14 protein-coding genes, 2 tRNA genes and 1 pseudogene are annotated in these 14201 nt (G+C 32.1%); 15 read left to right on the top strand and 2 right to left on the bottom strand.

Annotated elements, in window-relative coordinates; translation table 11 throughout:
* Window positions 1-40: 40 nt before the first annotated feature.
* The 5 genes from hutH to BQ4446_RS06805 are packed head-to-tail and all read left to right on the top strand — an operon-like array spanning window position 41 to window position 6149.
* Window positions 41-1585 carry a histidine ammonia-lyase gene (gene hutH, locus BQ4446_RS06825; protein WP_071027806.1) on the top strand — a complete coding sequence of 515 codons (1545 nt, stop codon included), beginning with the start codon at window positions 41-43 and terminating at the stop codon, window positions 1583-1585.
* Window positions 1586-1598: 13 nt separating this feature from the next.
* The gene (gene ftcD / locus BQ4446_RS06820; RefSeq protein ID WP_071027803.1) at window positions 1599-2492 is read left to right on the top strand and encodes a glutamate formimidoyltransferase; all 894 of its coding nucleotides are present in this window, start codon (window positions 1599-1601) and stop codon (window positions 2490-2492) included.
* Between the two features lie 2 nt (window positions 2493-2494).
* A complete protein-coding gene (locus BQ4446_RS06815; RefSeq protein WP_071027801.1) occupies window positions 2495-4171 on the top strand; it encodes a formate--tetrahydrofolate ligase in 1677 nt (558 codons plus the stop codon).
* Window positions 4172-4179: 8 nt separating this feature from the next.
* Window positions 4180-4806 carry a cyclodeaminase/cyclohydrolase family protein gene (locus tag BQ4446_RS06810; RefSeq protein WP_071027799.1) on the top strand — a complete coding sequence of 209 codons (627 nt, stop codon included), beginning with the start codon at window positions 4180-4182 and terminating at the stop codon, window positions 4804-4806.
* Window positions 4803-6149, top strand: coding sequence for a glutamate mutase L (locus BQ4446_RS06805; RefSeq protein WP_071027798.1), 1347 nt, complete (start codon window positions 4803-4805; stop codon window positions 6147-6149). The genes BQ4446_RS06810 and BQ4446_RS06805 overlap by 4 nt, the downstream gene beginning before the upstream one ends.
* 68 nt (window positions 6150-6217) lie before the next feature.
* On the opposite strand, the gene BQ4446_RS06800 is transcribed toward BQ4446_RS06805, so the two are convergent.
* Window positions 6218-6303: transfer RNA gene (locus tag BQ4446_RS06800), tRNA-Leu, on the bottom strand.
* Window positions 6304-6574: 271 nt separating this feature from the next.
* On the opposite strand from BQ4446_RS06800, the pseudogene BQ4446_RS06795 reads away from it, so the two are divergent.
* Window positions 6575-7513, top strand: a pseudogene (locus tag BQ4446_RS06795) (IS30 family transposase).
* A 173-nt stretch (window positions 7514-7686) separates the two neighbouring features.
* Here BQ4446_RS06795 and BQ4446_RS06790 read toward each other — a convergent pair.
* A tRNA-Lys gene (locus tag BQ4446_RS06790) sits at window positions 7687-7762 on the bottom strand.
* Between the two features lie 197 nt (window positions 7763-7959).
* Between BQ4446_RS06790 and BQ4446_RS06785 the strand changes: the two genes are divergently transcribed.
* The 9 genes from BQ4446_RS06785 (at window position 7960) to BQ4446_RS06740 (ending at window position 14175) form a co-directional block, all read left to right on the top strand.
* Window positions 7960-9282, top strand: a complete 1323-nt coding sequence (locus BQ4446_RS06785; protein WP_071027796.1) for an aspartate kinase — start codon at window positions 7960-7962, stop codon at window positions 9280-9282.
* 10 nt (window positions 9283-9292) lie between these two features.
* Window positions 9293-9931 (top strand): putative periplasmic lipoprotein, encoded by a 639-nt coding sequence (locus BQ4446_RS06780; RefSeq protein WP_071027795.1) that lies wholly within the window; start codon window positions 9293-9295, stop codon window positions 9929-9931.
* A 74-nt stretch (window positions 9932-10005) separates the two neighbouring features.
* A complete protein-coding gene (rsmD, locus tag BQ4446_RS06775; RefSeq protein WP_071027793.1) occupies window positions 10006-10551 on the top strand; it encodes a 16S rRNA (guanine(966)-N(2))-methyltransferase RsmD in 546 nt (181 codons plus the stop codon).
* Window positions 10548-11027 carry a pantetheine-phosphate adenylyltransferase gene (coaD, locus tag BQ4446_RS06770; RefSeq protein WP_071027790.1) on the top strand — a complete coding sequence of 160 codons (480 nt, stop codon included), beginning with the start codon at window positions 10548-10550 and terminating at the stop codon, window positions 11025-11027. Before rsmD ends, coaD begins: the two co-directional genes overlap by 4 nt.
* A 4-nt stretch (window positions 11028-11031) precedes the next feature.
* The gene (locus tag BQ4446_RS06765) at window positions 11032-11472 is read left to right on the top strand and encodes an ATP synthase subunit B family protein (RefSeq protein WP_071027788.1); all 441 of its coding nucleotides are present in this window, start codon (window positions 11032-11034) and stop codon (window positions 11470-11472) included.
* Between the two features lie 123 nt (window positions 11473-11595).
* Entirely contained in the window at window positions 11596-11916 is a 321-nt protein-coding gene (locus BQ4446_RS06760) for an ArsR/SmtB family transcription factor (protein ID WP_083329054.1), read from the top strand.
* A gap of 246 nt (window positions 11917-12162) precedes the next feature.
* Window positions 12163-12399 (top strand): NAD(P)/FAD-dependent oxidoreductase, encoded by a 237-nt coding sequence (locus BQ4446_RS08760; RefSeq protein ID WP_083329053.1) that lies wholly within the window; start codon window positions 12163-12165, stop codon window positions 12397-12399.
* A 7-nt stretch (window positions 12400-12406) separates the two neighbouring features.
* Window positions 12407-13507, top strand: coding sequence for a rhodanese-like domain-containing protein (locus BQ4446_RS06745; RefSeq protein WP_071027784.1), 1101 nt, complete (start codon window positions 12407-12409; stop codon window positions 13505-13507).
* Window positions 13504-14175, top strand: coding sequence for a DsrE/DsrF/DrsH-like family protein (locus BQ4446_RS06740; protein WP_071027782.1), 672 nt, complete (start codon window positions 13504-13506; stop codon window positions 14173-14175). Before BQ4446_RS06745 ends, BQ4446_RS06740 begins: the two co-directional genes overlap by 4 nt.
* Window positions 14176-14201: the final 26 nt, after the last annotated feature.

Below are 14201 nucleotides of genomic sequence, written 5' to 3'. Positions count from 1 at the left end.
AAATTAAAATAAAAGGATATTAATTAAAAAGGAGAAAATTATGAAAGTTGTTTTAACAGGTAATGATTTAACATTAGAAGAATTAGTAGAAGTATCAAGAAATCATGCTGAAGTTTCTATTGATCCTAGTGCAAAACAAAGTGTTTTAGATTCTCGTAAATTTGTTGAAGAAATTGTTGAAGAAGAAAGAGTTGTATATGGAATCAACACGGGTTTCGGTTCTCTTTCTCGTGTAAGCATTTCTAAAGAAGATAATGCTCAGCTTCAAGAAAACCTAATCAGAACTCATGCTTCTGGCTATGGCAATCCACTTCCTGAAGATGAAACTAGAGCCGTCATCTTAATTAGAATTAACTCTCTATTAAAAGGCGTATCAGGAATTAGATACGAAACTATTGAAAAATTAGTTGAAATGTTGAATAAAAATGTTGTTCCATTTATTCCTGAAAAAGGATCTTTAGGAGCAAGTGGAGACTTAGCACCACTCGCTCATATGGTTCTTCCAATGCTAGGCCTTGGCAAAGCATATTATGAAGGAGTACTTTTAAGAGGAGATATGGCTATGGAAAAAGCAGGAATAAAAACTATGAAACTGGCTGCAAAAGAAGGCCTTGCTCTTATTAATGGTACTACAGTTTTAACTGCAACAGGTGCCTTAGCAACATATGATGCAATTAATCTTGCAAAGATTGCTGACATTGCTGGTGCCCTTTCTGTTGAAAGTGCAAGAGGAATTATAGATGCTTTTTGGGAAAAACTACACACAATTAGACCTCACAAGGGCTCTCTTGCAACAGCTAAAAATTTAAGATCTCTATTAGAAGACTCAACTTATGTAACACACACTGCTGAAATTAGAGTTCAAGATGCTTATACTTTCAGATGTATGCCACAAGTTCATGGTGCAAGTAAGGATACAATTGCCTACGTAAAAGAAAAAGTTGAAATTGAATTAAATTCAGCAACTGATAACCCAATTGTTACAGGAGATGGTCTTGTAATAAGTGGTGGTAATTTTCATGGGGAATTAATGGCTCAACCTCTTGACTTCTTGGCAATAGCAGTTTCAGAACTTGGAAACATTTCAGAAAGAAGAATTGAAAGATTAGTCAACACAACTCTTTCGGGCATGCCTTCTTTCTTGGTAAAACACCCTGGCTTAAATTCAGGATTTATGATTACTCAATATGCAGCAGCAGCTTTAGCTTCAGAAAACAAAACTTTATCTCACCCAGCCTCTGTTGACTCAATTACATCTTGTGAAAACCAAGAAGACTTTGTATCAATGGGTAATTGGGCATCAAGAAAAGTTCGTGAAGTTGTATTTAATGTAAAGAGAATATTAAGTACAGAACTTATGATAGCTTGTCAAGCAATCGACTTTAGAGAAGAAATGGAAGAAGGAAAACTTCATCTTGGCAAGGGAACACAAGCAGCTTATGATACGATGAGAGAATTTGTTAAATTTATTGAACAAGACAAAGACATTGAAATATATGACGAATTAGAAAAGGCAACTGACGCAATTAATAGTGGTAAATTACTTGAAGAAGTTGTAAGCAAAACAGAATTAGACTTAATCTAAGGAGGATTTATAAATGAAAAGAGTAATGTGCATTCCCAACTATTCTGAAGGAAGAGACTTACAAAAAATAGAAAAAATTACAGAATGTTTTCGTGCAAAAGAAAATGTAAAACTTATTGATTATCAACCAGATGCTGACCATAACAGACTTGTTGTTGAAGTTATTGGCAGTCCCAAAGAAGTAGTAGATGCAGTTATTGAATCTGTAAAAGTAGCTAAAGATCTTATTGATATGACTACTCATAAGGGAGCACACCCAAGAATGGGTGCAGTTGATGTTGTACCTTTTGTACCAGTAACAGAAATGACTACTGAAGAATGTGTTGAACTTGCAAAAGAAGTTGGAAAAGCAATTGGAGATATGGGAATTCCTGTTTATCTATATGAAGATGCAGCAACATCTCCTGACAGAAAGAATCTTGCAAAAGTAAGAAAAGGTCAATATGAAGGCTTCTTTGAAAAGATTAAAGATCCAGCATGGAAACCTGATTTTGGTCCAAACGAAATGAATGAAAAATCTGGTTGTACTGCTGTTGGAGCAAGATTCCATTTGGTAGCTTTCAATGTAAACTTAAGAACTGATGACCTTGAAATTGCTGACAAAATTGCTAAAAAAGTTCGTCACATTGGCGGCGGCTTAAGATATGTAAAGGCAATTGGACTTTCTCTTGAAGAAAAAGGACAAGTTCAAGTTTCAATGAACCTTGTGAATTTTGAAAAGACAAGAATTTATCAAGCTCTTGAAATGGTAAAAGCTGAAGCAAGACGTTATGGTGTTAGCGTTGCGAATACAGAACTTATTGGTCTTCTTCCCTTAAGAGCTTTAATTGAATCTGCTGCATATTATATGCAAATTGAAGATTTAAAAGAATCTCAAGTTCTTGAAACTCTTTTGATTGAGGAATAAATATGGAATTTAAAACAGACATTGAAATAGCTGACGAAGCTAAAATTGAAAAAATAGATAAGATAGCAGAAAAAATTGGCCTTTCAATAGATGATATAGAACTTTATGGTAAATATAAGGCAAAAATTTCTTGGGAAGCAATTAATAGATTAAAAGAAAATAAAAGCGGACAATTAATTTTAGTTACTGCAATTTCTCCAACTGCAGCTGGAGAAGGAAAATCAACAGTATCAATAGGTCTTTCTCAAGCCTTTAATAGAATTGGAAAAAAATCTGTTGTTGCTTTAAGAGAACCATCCCTAGGACCTGTTTTTGGGGTTAAGGGTGGGGCAACAGGTGGCGGATATGCCCAAGTTATTCCTATGGAAGATATTAATCTTCATTTTACTGGTGATCTTCATGCAATAACTGCAGCCAATAATTTAATTTCAGCTTGCTTAGATAACCACATTCACCAAGGCAATGCTCTTGAGATTGATATTAACAATATCACATGGAATAGGGTTTTGGATATGAATGATAGATCATTGAGAAATATTGTTATATCCCTTGGCAAAAAAGCTGATGGTGTTCCAAGAGAAGATCATTTTATGATAACTGTTGCTTCTGAAATTATGGCTACACTTTGCCTTTCAGATGATTTAGAAGACTTAAAAGAAAAAATTGGTAAGATGGTTGTTGCTTATAATAGAGGCGGAAAGCCTGTATTTGTTTCTGACCTAAATATTCAAGGTGCTGTTACAATGCTATTAAAAGATGCTTTAAAACCAAATCTTGTTCAAACTCTTGAAAATACACCAGCAATAATTCATGGCGGACCATTTGCAAATATTGCTCATGGCTGCAATTCAGTTTTAGCAACAAAAATCGCCTTAAAAACTTCTGAATATGCAGTTACAGAAGCAGGTTTCGGTGCTGACCTTGGTGCTGAAAAATTCATGGATATTAAGTGCAGAATGGCAGGCATTTCTCCTGATGCAGCTGTTATTGTTGCAACAATAAGGGCCCTTAAGATGCACGGAGGCATGGACAAAAAAGAATTAAAGGATGAAAATGTTGAGGCACTTGAAAAAGGTTTTGCTAATTTAAAACGTCACGTTGAAAATATGAGAAAATTTGGTGTGCCAGTTGTTGTTGCCATTAACCAATTTGTAAATGACACTCCTGCAGAAATTGAAAAACTTGAAGCTCTTTGTAAGGAACTTAACGTAGAAATTTCTCTTTGTCAATGTTGGGAAAAAGGCGGCGAAGGTGCAGAAGATTTGGCTAAAAAATTAGTGGAATTGACTGAAAAAGAAAAGTCAGAATTTAAATTCTTATATGATGCTGAAGATACAATTTCCAATAAATTAAACAAAATTGTTACTGAAATTTATAGGGGTAGCAAAGTTGTGTTTACAGCAGCGGCTAAAAAGCAAGTTAAAAAACTTGAAGAACTTGGTCTTGATAAACTTCCAATCTGCGTTGCAAAAACACAATTCTCCTTCACTGATGATAAAAACATTGTAGGAGCACCAACAGATTTTGATATTGAAATTAAAACTGTTAGAGTTTCAAACGGAGCAGGATTTATAGTTGTTGAAACTTCAAACATTATGATTATGCCAGGCCTACCTAAAAAACCTGCAGCAGAAAATATGGACATTGATAAGAACGGTAAGATTACAGGTCTATTCTAGGAGGAAATATGCTTAAAGATTTAAATATAGTAGAATTTGCTGACGAAACAGCTTCCAATTCACCAGCACCAGGTGGTGGATCAATTGCAGCTCTTAATGCTGCAATGGCTGCATCTCTTCTTGCAATGGTTGGAAATTTAACAGTTGGTAAGAAAAAATATATGGAATTTTCACCAAGGGCAGAAGAAATTGCAAAGGCTTGTGCTGAATACAAGGATAAATTTGTTGATGCAATAGATAAAGATGCAAACTCTTTTAACGGAGTTATGGATGCAATGAAGATGCCAAAGGAAACAGAAGAAGAAAAAGCTGCGAGGTCAGAAAAAATACAAAAGGAATATAAGATTGCTATTGAAGTTCCTCTAAGCCTAGGAATGGGAGTAACAGATCTTTATCCCTATGCAAAAGAACTTGCAGAAAATGGAAATGCAAATGCCATAACTGATGTTGCAGTTGCCCTAATAAATATTAAGGCTGCAGCAGAAGGTGCTTTCTTAAATGTTAAAATTAATTTAAATTCTTTAAAAGACGAAGCTTATAGAAAAAGTCTTGAAGAAAAAATGGCAAAAACTCTTGATGAAGTAAATGTAAACCATGAAGAAATCATGGGAATTGTAGATGAAAAATTGAGATGAAATATTTATTAGTAGATGTAGGTTCAACATACACTAAATTAAATCTAATTGACACAGAAATGTGTAAAATTCTTGCATCTGCTTGGTCTTATACAACGGTTGAAACTGATGTAAATGAAGGTTTCAATAAGGCCTACAAAAAATTAAGACAAATATCTTCAGAAAAATATGATAGGTTTTTAGGAGCCTCATCAGCATCTGGAGGTTTAAAAGTAGTGGTTGTGGGATTTTCTAAAAATCTCACAACTTACGCTTTAAAAGCAGCTTCACTATCCAGTGGAGCCAGAATTTTGCGTGAATATTATTATGAACTTACTGATGAAAAACTTGATGAGATTGAAAAATATAAGCCTGATATTCTTCTTCTTTGTGGGGGAACAGATGGCGGAAATTCATCAAATATAATTTTTAATGCAAAAAAAATAGCTAAGAGAAATTTTCCCTTCCCATTATTAGTGTGCGGAAATAGTTACGCAAATGATGAGATAAGAGAAATATTTAAAGATTCTAAAATGAATCTTAGCTTTACAGAAAATGTAATGCCAAATGTAAATGTTATAAATTACAAGCCTTTAAGGGAAGTAATAGGTAAAATTTTTATAGAAACTATTACAAGGGCAAAGGGGATTTTATCCCTATCCCAAAAATGTGAAATATTTTTGCCAACACCTATTGCTGTCCAAAAAGCCGTAACAAATTACGGTAAATTTAAAAATGCTGAAATTATAGCCATTGATATTGGCGGAGCCACAACTGATGTTTATTCACTAGGAGTATCATATAAGGGAAAAGAAAATATAATTCCACCTGAAATTGATGAACCCTTTGAAAAAAGAACAGTTGAGGGAGATATGGGCATGAGATATTCAGCAACGGCACTTTTTGAGTCCTTGGGACCAGAAATATTTCGTGATTATGGATTTCCAGATGCCTTAGAAAGATGTCAAAAAAGATTTAATCATCCAGATTTCATTGCGGAATCCAGGGATGAAGAAAAATTTGACGAACTACTTGGGTTTTTAGCAGCTAAAACAGCCCTATCAAGACACATTGGTAAGCTGAAAAAAATCCCAACTAAAACAAGATATATTTATGAGCAGTCAGGAAAAGATTTAAGTGAAGTTAAAGAATTTATCGGAACAGGTGGAGTAATAATAAATTCTCCCAATCCAAAATTTATTTTTGACTCCTTAAAAGCACTTGATGATTCATATTTAAAGGTAAAAAATCCAAAATATCTATTAGATAAGAGATATATTTTATCTTCAGCAGGACTTATTTCGGAATTTGAAAAAGAAAATTCCTATAGAATCATAAGTAAGTATTTGCAAGAAGTTAAATAATTATAAAAAATAGCTTAGTAAAAAACTAGGCTATTTTTTTGCGGAAATTTATCTAATAAATACAAAAATGGTGCAGGAGAAGGGACTTGAACCCTCACCCGCAATGCGAACATGCTTCTGAGACATGCCTGTCTGCCAATTCCAGCACTCCTGCAAATTCTACTTTATCTTAAATTAAAATAATTCATTTGTCAATTGCCCCTAAACCTTTTATGTGAAATGATATATAATATTAATTAAAAAAATATCAAATCAAGTTGGAGGTAAATTATGCTTACTTATAGACCTACTTATTGGTTATTTATTTCATTTTTTATGATAGATTGTAAAATTAAATGCGACACTAATATAAAATAAAAACCCATAACAAAATCAATTCATGTAAAATGTAATTACCACAAAACATAGACATGAAGGAGATTGTTATGAGTCATAAATATATTACCATGGATTGTAGAAATAAAATAGAGGTTTTAAATAATGAAGGTTACTCGGCCAGAAAAATAGCAAAAATATTAGGTTATCATCATTCATCAATTAGTAGAGAGCTAAAAAGATGCAAAGACAAATACAATGCGAAAAAGGCTAATCTTGATTATTCTATTAATTCTAAAAGCAAAGGTAGAAAGTCAAAATTTACTGACGATTTAAAAGAATTTATCAAAGGAAAAGCTAGAGGCCACCTGGTTCCCTGAACAAATAATAGGACGATGTTTTAGAGGTGAATTAAGCTTTAAAACAATATATAATTGGCTATATAAAGGGCTTTTAGATGTATCAGTTAAAGTCTTAAGGAGAAAAGGAAAATCTTTAAAAGCTAAAGAAACAAGAGGTAAATTTAATATAGGAACATCTATTTCTAAAAGACCCCAAGTTGTAAAAAACGTGTGGAATTTGGTCATTGGGAGCTTGATACAGTAGTGTCATCTAGAGGTAAAAGTAAAGGATGTTTAGCGACGTTTGCAGAAATGAAGACTCGTGCATATTTTGCAATAAAAATGCCTGATCGCAGTAAAGAATCTATGTTAGATGCAATACACACTTTAACAAAAGAATTGCCACAAGGAGCATTCAAGACATTCACTTCAGATAGAGGTAAAGAATTTGCTTGTTATGAAGATATAGAAAGTAAATTAAATATAGACTTTTATTTCGCAGATCCATATAGTGCTTGGCAAAGGGGAACTAACGAAAATAGCAATGGTTTACTTAAAGAATTTTTTCCTAAGAAAACTGATTTAGCTAAAATCGAAGAGGAAGATTTAATAGATGCTATTTATAAAATAAACTCTAGACCGAGAAAATGTCTAGAGTTTGATACACCATTTGAACGTTTTATACATGAATTAAATTTATTAAGCTAAGTGTCGCAATAATTATTGCAAATTAACATTATAATAAATTAAAAAAAATTAAATTAAATAATAATAGATCTATAGAGAAGGTATGGAGTGATCTTTTTTTTTCAGCCAATTTTTAATTATTTTGGTCATATTAGAAGAAAAGCCTTATAATATTAAAATTACAAGGCTTTATATGGTGCACCTTCAGGGACTCGAACCCTGGGCCCACTGATTAAGAGTCAGTTGCTCTACCATCTGAGCTAAAGGTGCAAATTGTGTTTACAACAAAATATATTATATAAATCAGCTTGGCTTTTGTCAAGATTATTTTAAATTATTATTGAATTATTTATTTTCTGTAAATTAAAAATCCGTTTAATACAATCTTTAGAAAGAGCTATAATCTAATTAACTATTGACTTAATTATTTTTTAACTTTACAATTGTAATAATTGGGAGGAAATGAGATGAAAATTGTTGTTTCAAAATTTGGTGGTTCATCACTAGCTTACTCAGATACTTATAAAAAGGTTTATGATATTATAAAATCTTCTCCTGACAGAAAATTTATTGTTGCTTCTGCTCCGGGAAAGGTTAGTTCAAATGATACAAAGATTACAGATTTACTTTATTTAGCTTATGATCTTGCAAGTCACAAAATTAATTACACAGAAATTTTAGAATCAATTGAAAATAAGTATAGAGAAATTGTTAGCACTTTAAATATTGATTTTGATATAGATATGGAGCTAAAAAAATTAAATAATGATTTGAGCTCATCTGTCACAAAGGAATATATGGCCTCAAGGGGAGAATATATTAATGCAAAGATTCTCGCTTCTTATTTAGGCTATAAATTTATGGATGCAAAGGATCTTATATTTTTTGATAGGGAAGGCAATTTTTTAGATGAAAAATCCTATATTAGCATCTACAAATTAAGGGAAAGTGGTGATTCCTATGTTATTCCTGGATTTTATGGTGAAGATGAAGACGGGAATATTAGAACTTTTTCAAGAGGTGGAGGAGATTTAACGGGCTCAATTATAGCTAGTGGTTTAAAGGCTAACCTATATGAAAACTGGACTGACGTTTCTGGATTTATGAGTGCAGATCCAACTATTGTTAAAGACCCAAGACATATTGAAATTATAACTTATAGGGAACTAAGGGAGCTATCTTATGCTGGGGCTTCTATTCTTCATGAAGAAGCAATTTTACCAGTTTCAAAGGCGGGCATTCCTGTTGTAATTAAAAATACTTTTGCCCCTCAAGATGAAGGGACTTTAATTCTTCCTGATGATTCAAAAAAACTTTCTAAAAATGACAGGGGAGTTACGGGAATTGCTGGAAGAAAGAATTTTACAGTAATTAATATTGAAAAAACTAAGATGAATAAGGACAAGGGCTTTCACAGAAAGCTTATGTCTGTTTTAGAAGTTAATAATGTGCCTCTTGAACATATGCCTTCAAGCATTGATTCCGTATCTCTAATAATTGCCGACAAATATTTAACTGGACATACTGATTCACTTGTCAGTGAAATTAAAAGTTTTGTAAGGCCGGATAAGATAAAGATCACAAAGGGAATTGCCCTTATTTCTGTTGTGGGTAGGGGAATGATTAGACACGTTGGGGCATCAGCAAAATTATTTAAGGCCTTGGCTGAAAATAATGTAAATATTCAAATGATTATCCAAGGTTCATCAGAAATGAATATTATAGTTGGAATTGACGAAAATGATTTTGCAAAGGCTATTAACTCAATTTATAGCGAATTTTTAGCATAGGAGAAAATTAATGAAAAAAATTTTAATATTAGCAGTATCTCTAGCCCTATTAACAGCTTGTGGAGCTGAAAAAAATGCAGGTGCATCTACAAATGCTTCTGCAAATATTGAAAGCAATAAGGCAAATGTAAGTACAAATGCACAGACTAATAATAAGAAAGAAAATGGAGAAATTGCTGGTCAAGAAGCAAATCAAAATGCTTCTCTTGATATTCAAAAAACAATAACATCTAAGGCAGATGCCTTTAATAAATATATGGAATTACACCCAAATTCAAATGTTAATGAATTTTCTTTTGAAGCAAATAAGAAGAAAAATGTAGTTACTTTTGAAATTGAAGGTTATGACGCTGAAAATAAATATGAAGTAAATCTTAATGCAGAAGATTTAAGTGTAATAAAGGATAAGACAAAAAGAGGAAAAACTGATGATACTAGGGTTATTGTTGGGGCAATGTTAGAAGCTATTGATTCACTTGTAGAAGAAGCTGCAAAGGATGTAGGAGCTGACTATAGTCTTTTTAAAGCTAGTCTTTCCTTTGATGATGGAAAACTTGAACTAGAATTGGAATTTGAGAATGCAAGTGGCCAAGACATTGAATATACTTATGATGTTGCGAATAGCAAACTAATTGAAAAGGACGCTTAAAATTTTATTTATAAATCCTTAAACCCTTTCTAAAAGTAAAGTATTATGTTAAAATAATATTAAATGGGGGAAGTATGAGAATTATTGCAGGAGAATTTTCATCCAGAAAACTTTTTGCTCCTAAGGGTCTGCAAACAAGGCCCAGCCTTGATAGGGTTAGGGAAAGTGTCTTTAATACTTTGGGCCAGTATTTTAATGGTGGAGATGTTTTAGATTTATTTTGCGGCAGCGGAATTAACGGCTTTGAATTTTTATCAAGAGGGGCCGATTTTATATATTTTGTTGATAGGGCAAGGGATTCTAAGGAAGCTGTTTTAAGAAATTCTGAGATTTTAAAAGCTCACGACAAGATTAAATTTATTAAAAGTGATTACAAAAAAGCTTTAAATTCTTTTGCTTCCAATAGCTTTCAATATATTTATATGGATCCTCCATTTGCAAATGAGGACTACTATCTTAAAAGCTTTAAAATAATTTCAGAAAGGAAACTTTTAAAAAGTAATGGAAAATTAATTATTGAACATGATTCTGATATGAAAATTTTTAGGGAAGGATTATTTTCTGAAATGCAGAGTAAAAAGTATGGAAAGGTTACTATTTCCATATGGGAGGACAAATGAAGGTAATATATGCAGGGAGTTTTGATCCTGTTACTAATGGTCATCTGGATATAATTAAAAGGGCAAAGGAAATTTTTGGACAGGTTATTGTTGCTGTTCTTGATAATGTTTCAAAAAAATCCCTTTTTACAACAGAAGAAAGACTTGAATTTTTAAGAGCTTTACTTATAGATGATGAAAATATTGAAATTGATTCCTTTAAGGGTCTACTTGTGGACTATGCTAAGAAAAAGGACTGCAAGGTAATTGTTAGGGGCTTAAGATCTGCTAGCGATTATTTTAGTGAATATACTCTAGCAATGGCAAATATGCACTATAAGGATGGGATTGAAACAGTATTTTTATTAGGTTCAAATGAAAAATTATTTGTAAGTTCATCTCTTGCCAAAGAAGTTGCACAATTTGACGGAGATTTAACACTTTTTGTTCCAGAACTTGTGGGAAAAGCAATGAAGGAAAAATTACTTAGGAGGTAAAAAAATGAGTTTAACAGATTTAGTTAATGAAATGGAAGATTTACTTGAAACAGCAAGTCAAATTCCGCTTACAGGTAAAGTTATGATTGATAGAGAAGAATTTATGGATGTTATCAAGGAAATAAAAGCACAAATGCCAGGAGAAATTTCTGATGCAAAGAAGATTTCTGAAGATAAGGAAAATATTATTGCTGGAGCTCATGATGAAGCAGATAAGATTTTATCTCAAGCTAAGGCTCATGCTGAAAAAGTGATTGATGAAAATGAACTTGTTATTGAAGCAAAAAATAGGGCAGATGAAATTTTGAAGAGGGCTCACGAAGAATCTACACAAGTTAGAGAAGGGGCTAGAGATTATGCAGACAATCTTTTAGAAAACACACAAGTTAACCTTTCAGAGATTATCAAAATGCTTAATGAAAATAGACAAGAATTAAGGGGATAGTTTATCCCAAAAGTTAATAAAAAACCTTTTAAAGCTCTTAATTTATATTAGAGCTTTTTTTATTTAGGGTTAATTAGTATATTAGAATATGATAATATGCTAATATAACTTTGCGGAGGTTTTATGGAAAAAGATTATATTATTGATGACAAGCATATTGAGTCTATAAAGAATAAGGCTAAAATTTTAAAGGTCTTATCTCATCCTATAAGACTTTGCGTTTTAGATCAGCTTATAAAAAACGGAGAAAAAAATGTTAGCGAAATTATTTTTTGTATGGGAATTGGGCAATCAAATTTATCTCAACATCTTTCAAAATTAAAGGATTTAGGAATTATTGAAGGAATTAAGGAGGGCAATCAAATTTATTATGGGGCAGCATTGCAAATAGAGAATTGCTATTTGTTTCAAGTGAAGAGGACATTGAAAAGAAATATAATGTAGATATAAGAAGTGAAAATGAAGTTCTTGAAATTGACATAGAAAATAAAAAGTTAAGGTTTTAAATCATAAGAATAATGTAGTTTATGAAGAATCCTATGATAAACTTCTTTTGTCAACTGGTTCAAGTCCCTTTGAGCCTCCAGTTAAAGGTATTGATGAAAAAAATGTCTTTACCCTATGGACTATCGATGATGTATATAAAACTGACGCTTTTATAAAAAAAAAGAAAATCCAAAGAGGGCAGTTATTGTTGGTGGTTGCTTTATTGGTCTTGAAATGGCAGAAAATTTAGTGGAAAGAGGCCTAGATGTTAGTCTTGTTGAAATGGCAAGCCAAGTTATGCCGCCCCTTGATAAGGATATGGCAAAAATTGTTGAAAATCATTTAATACAAAAGGGAGTAAAATTATTTTTAAATGAGGGTTTTGATGGAACTGAAAACAATGGCAAAACTCTTAATTTAAAGCCAGGCAAAAAAAATTGAAACTGATATGACCCTTTTATCTATTGGGGTAAGGCCTAATAATAAGATTGCAAAAGATGAGGGCTTTTCTTTAAATAAAAGAGGAGGAATTGTTGCTGATGATTTATGTCAAACAGATGATAAGGATATTTACGCTGTTGGGGATGTAATTGGTGTAAAAGATTTTATTAATGGAAATGAAACAATGATTCCCTTAGCAGGACCAGCAAATAAGCAAGGAAGAGCAGTAGCTGCAAATATGCTAGGAAAGAAAGAAGAAAAATATAGGAGCACTATAGGAACAAGCGTTGCAAGAATTTTTGACCTAACTGTTTCAGCTGTTGGTTCAAATGAAAAGATTTTGAAAAGAGAAGGCTATGTTTATAAAAAAGATTATTATGTAGTTATTCTTCATCCAATGAGCCATGCAGGATATTTCCCAGGTGCATTACCAATGACAATAAAACTTATTTTTACAAGTGATGGGGAAATTTTAGGGGGACAAATTGTTGGCTATGATGGCGTAGATAAGAGAATAGATACTTTAGTCGCAATCATATATTTTAAGGGAAGTGTTTATGATTTAAGTAAACTTGAACTAGCTTATGCACCTCCATATTCAAGTGCAAAAGATACAATGAATTTTGTAGGTTATCTTGCAACTAATGTTTTGGAAAATCTTACGGATCCAGTTTTAGTTAGTGAATATTTAGAAAATAAGGAAAAATATCAGCTTTTAGATATGAGGGAAAAAGAAGAACCTATTGCAGGTTCAATTCCTTCTTCAATCAATATTCTTTTAACTAAACTTAGAAATAGATTAGGAGAACTTTCTAAGGAAAAACACTATTTAGTTTACTGTGCAGTAGGCCTAAGGGGATACATTTCTGAAAGAATTTTAAAACAAAAGGGATTTAAGGTTTCTAATTTAATTGGTGGATATAGAACTTACATGGATTTAACAGAGGATTCCTTTGCAGATTCCATAAATACATCTCAAGATAAATTTGAAGGGGGAAAAGAAGCTGTAGAAAATTCACAAGCCTACAATATAATTGAGTTATTAAATGTTTGTGGTTTAAGCTGTCATGGATCCATTGTTGGGGTTTCAAAAAAATACAAGAGATGAAAGATGGTGATATCCTTGAAGTTACAGCTACTGATTCTGAATTTATAAGGGATATTGAAAGCTGGTATAAAAATACAGGAAATTCACTACTGGAAAAAGAAGGGGCAGGAGAAAAATATAAGGCAAAAATATTAAAGGGCAACAAAATAATTGCTGAAGAGATTACCTTGCCTAAAAGAGATATTAAGCTTCCATCCAAAAAAGAAAAAACCATGATAATTTTTGACGGTGATTTAGATAAGGCTATTGCATCCTTTATAATTGCAACTGGAGCTCAAGCCATGGGCAATAAGGTTCATATGTTTTTTACCTTATGGGGTCTGAGTATTTTAAGAAAAGACAGGACGGAAAATATTAAAAAAGATTTTATGTCTAAGATGTTTTCAATGATGCTACCCAAGGGAAGTAAAAAGTTAAAATTATCAAAAATGAATTTTTTAGGCATGGGTCCTAAAATGATTAGAAACATTATGAAAAAGAAAGGTGTTAAAAGCCTTGAAGATTTAATTAAAAAAGCAATTGATATGGTAGTAGAAATTACAGACTGCCAAATGTCGATGGATATTATGGGACTAAAAATTGAAGAACTTATTGATGGAGTTAAGGTTGGCGGAGTTGCAACAATGATTGAAGATAATGACAATTCAAATATGAATCTTTTCATATAAGCTTGCCACTAGAAAACTTTAAAAAT

The organism is Peptoniphilus raoultii (genome assembly GCF_900099555.1).
GTDB lineage: Bacteria > Bacillota > Clostridia > Tissierellales > Peptoniphilaceae > Peptoniphilus_A > Peptoniphilus_A raoultii.
Note: the sequence above shows the minus strand (reverse complement) of the source record. Positions and strands in the feature narration are given on the sequence as shown.

Coding starts and splice junctions, on each gene's coding strand:
- hutH (WP_071027806.1), top strand. CDS start 41: ATGAAAGTTGTTTTAACAGGTAATGATTTAACATTAGAAGAATTAGTA.
- ftcD (WP_071027803.1), top strand. CDS start 1,599: ATGAAAAGAGTAATGTGCATTCCCAACTATTCTGAAGGAAGAGACTTA.
- BQ4446_RS06815 (WP_071027801.1), top strand. CDS start 2,495: ATGGAATTTAAAACAGACATTGAAATAGCTGACGAAGCTAAAATTGAA.
- BQ4446_RS06810 (WP_071027799.1), top strand. CDS start 4,180: ATGCTTAAAGATTTAAATATAGTAGAATTTGCTGACGAAACAGCTTCC.
- BQ4446_RS06805 (WP_071027798.1), top strand. CDS start 4,803: ATGAAATATTTATTAGTAGATGTAGGTTCAACATACACTAAATTAAAT.
- BQ4446_RS06785 (WP_071027796.1), top strand. CDS start 7,960: ATGAAAATTGTTGTTTCAAAATTTGGTGGTTCATCACTAGCTTACTCA.
- BQ4446_RS06780 (WP_071027795.1), top strand. CDS start 9,293: ATGAAAAAAATTTTAATATTAGCAGTATCTCTAGCCCTATTAACAGCT.
- rsmD (WP_071027793.1), top strand. CDS start 10,006: ATGAGAATTATTGCAGGAGAATTTTCATCCAGAAAACTTTTTGCTCCT.
- coaD (WP_071027790.1), top strand. CDS start 10,548: ATGAAGGTAATATATGCAGGGAGTTTTGATCCTGTTACTAATGGTCAT.
- BQ4446_RS06765 (WP_071027788.1), top strand. CDS start 11,032: ATGAGTTTAACAGATTTAGTTAATGAAATGGAAGATTTACTTGAAACA.
- BQ4446_RS06760 (WP_083329054.1), top strand. CDS start 11,596: ATGGAAAAAGATTATATTATTGATGACAAGCATATTGAGTCTATAAAG.
- BQ4446_RS06745 (WP_071027784.1), top strand. CDS start 12,407: ATGACCCTTTTATCTATTGGGGTAAGGCCTAATAATAAGATTGCAAAA.
- BQ4446_RS06740 (WP_071027782.1), top strand. CDS start 13,504: ATGAAAGATGGTGATATCCTTGAAGTTACAGCTACTGATTCTGAATTT.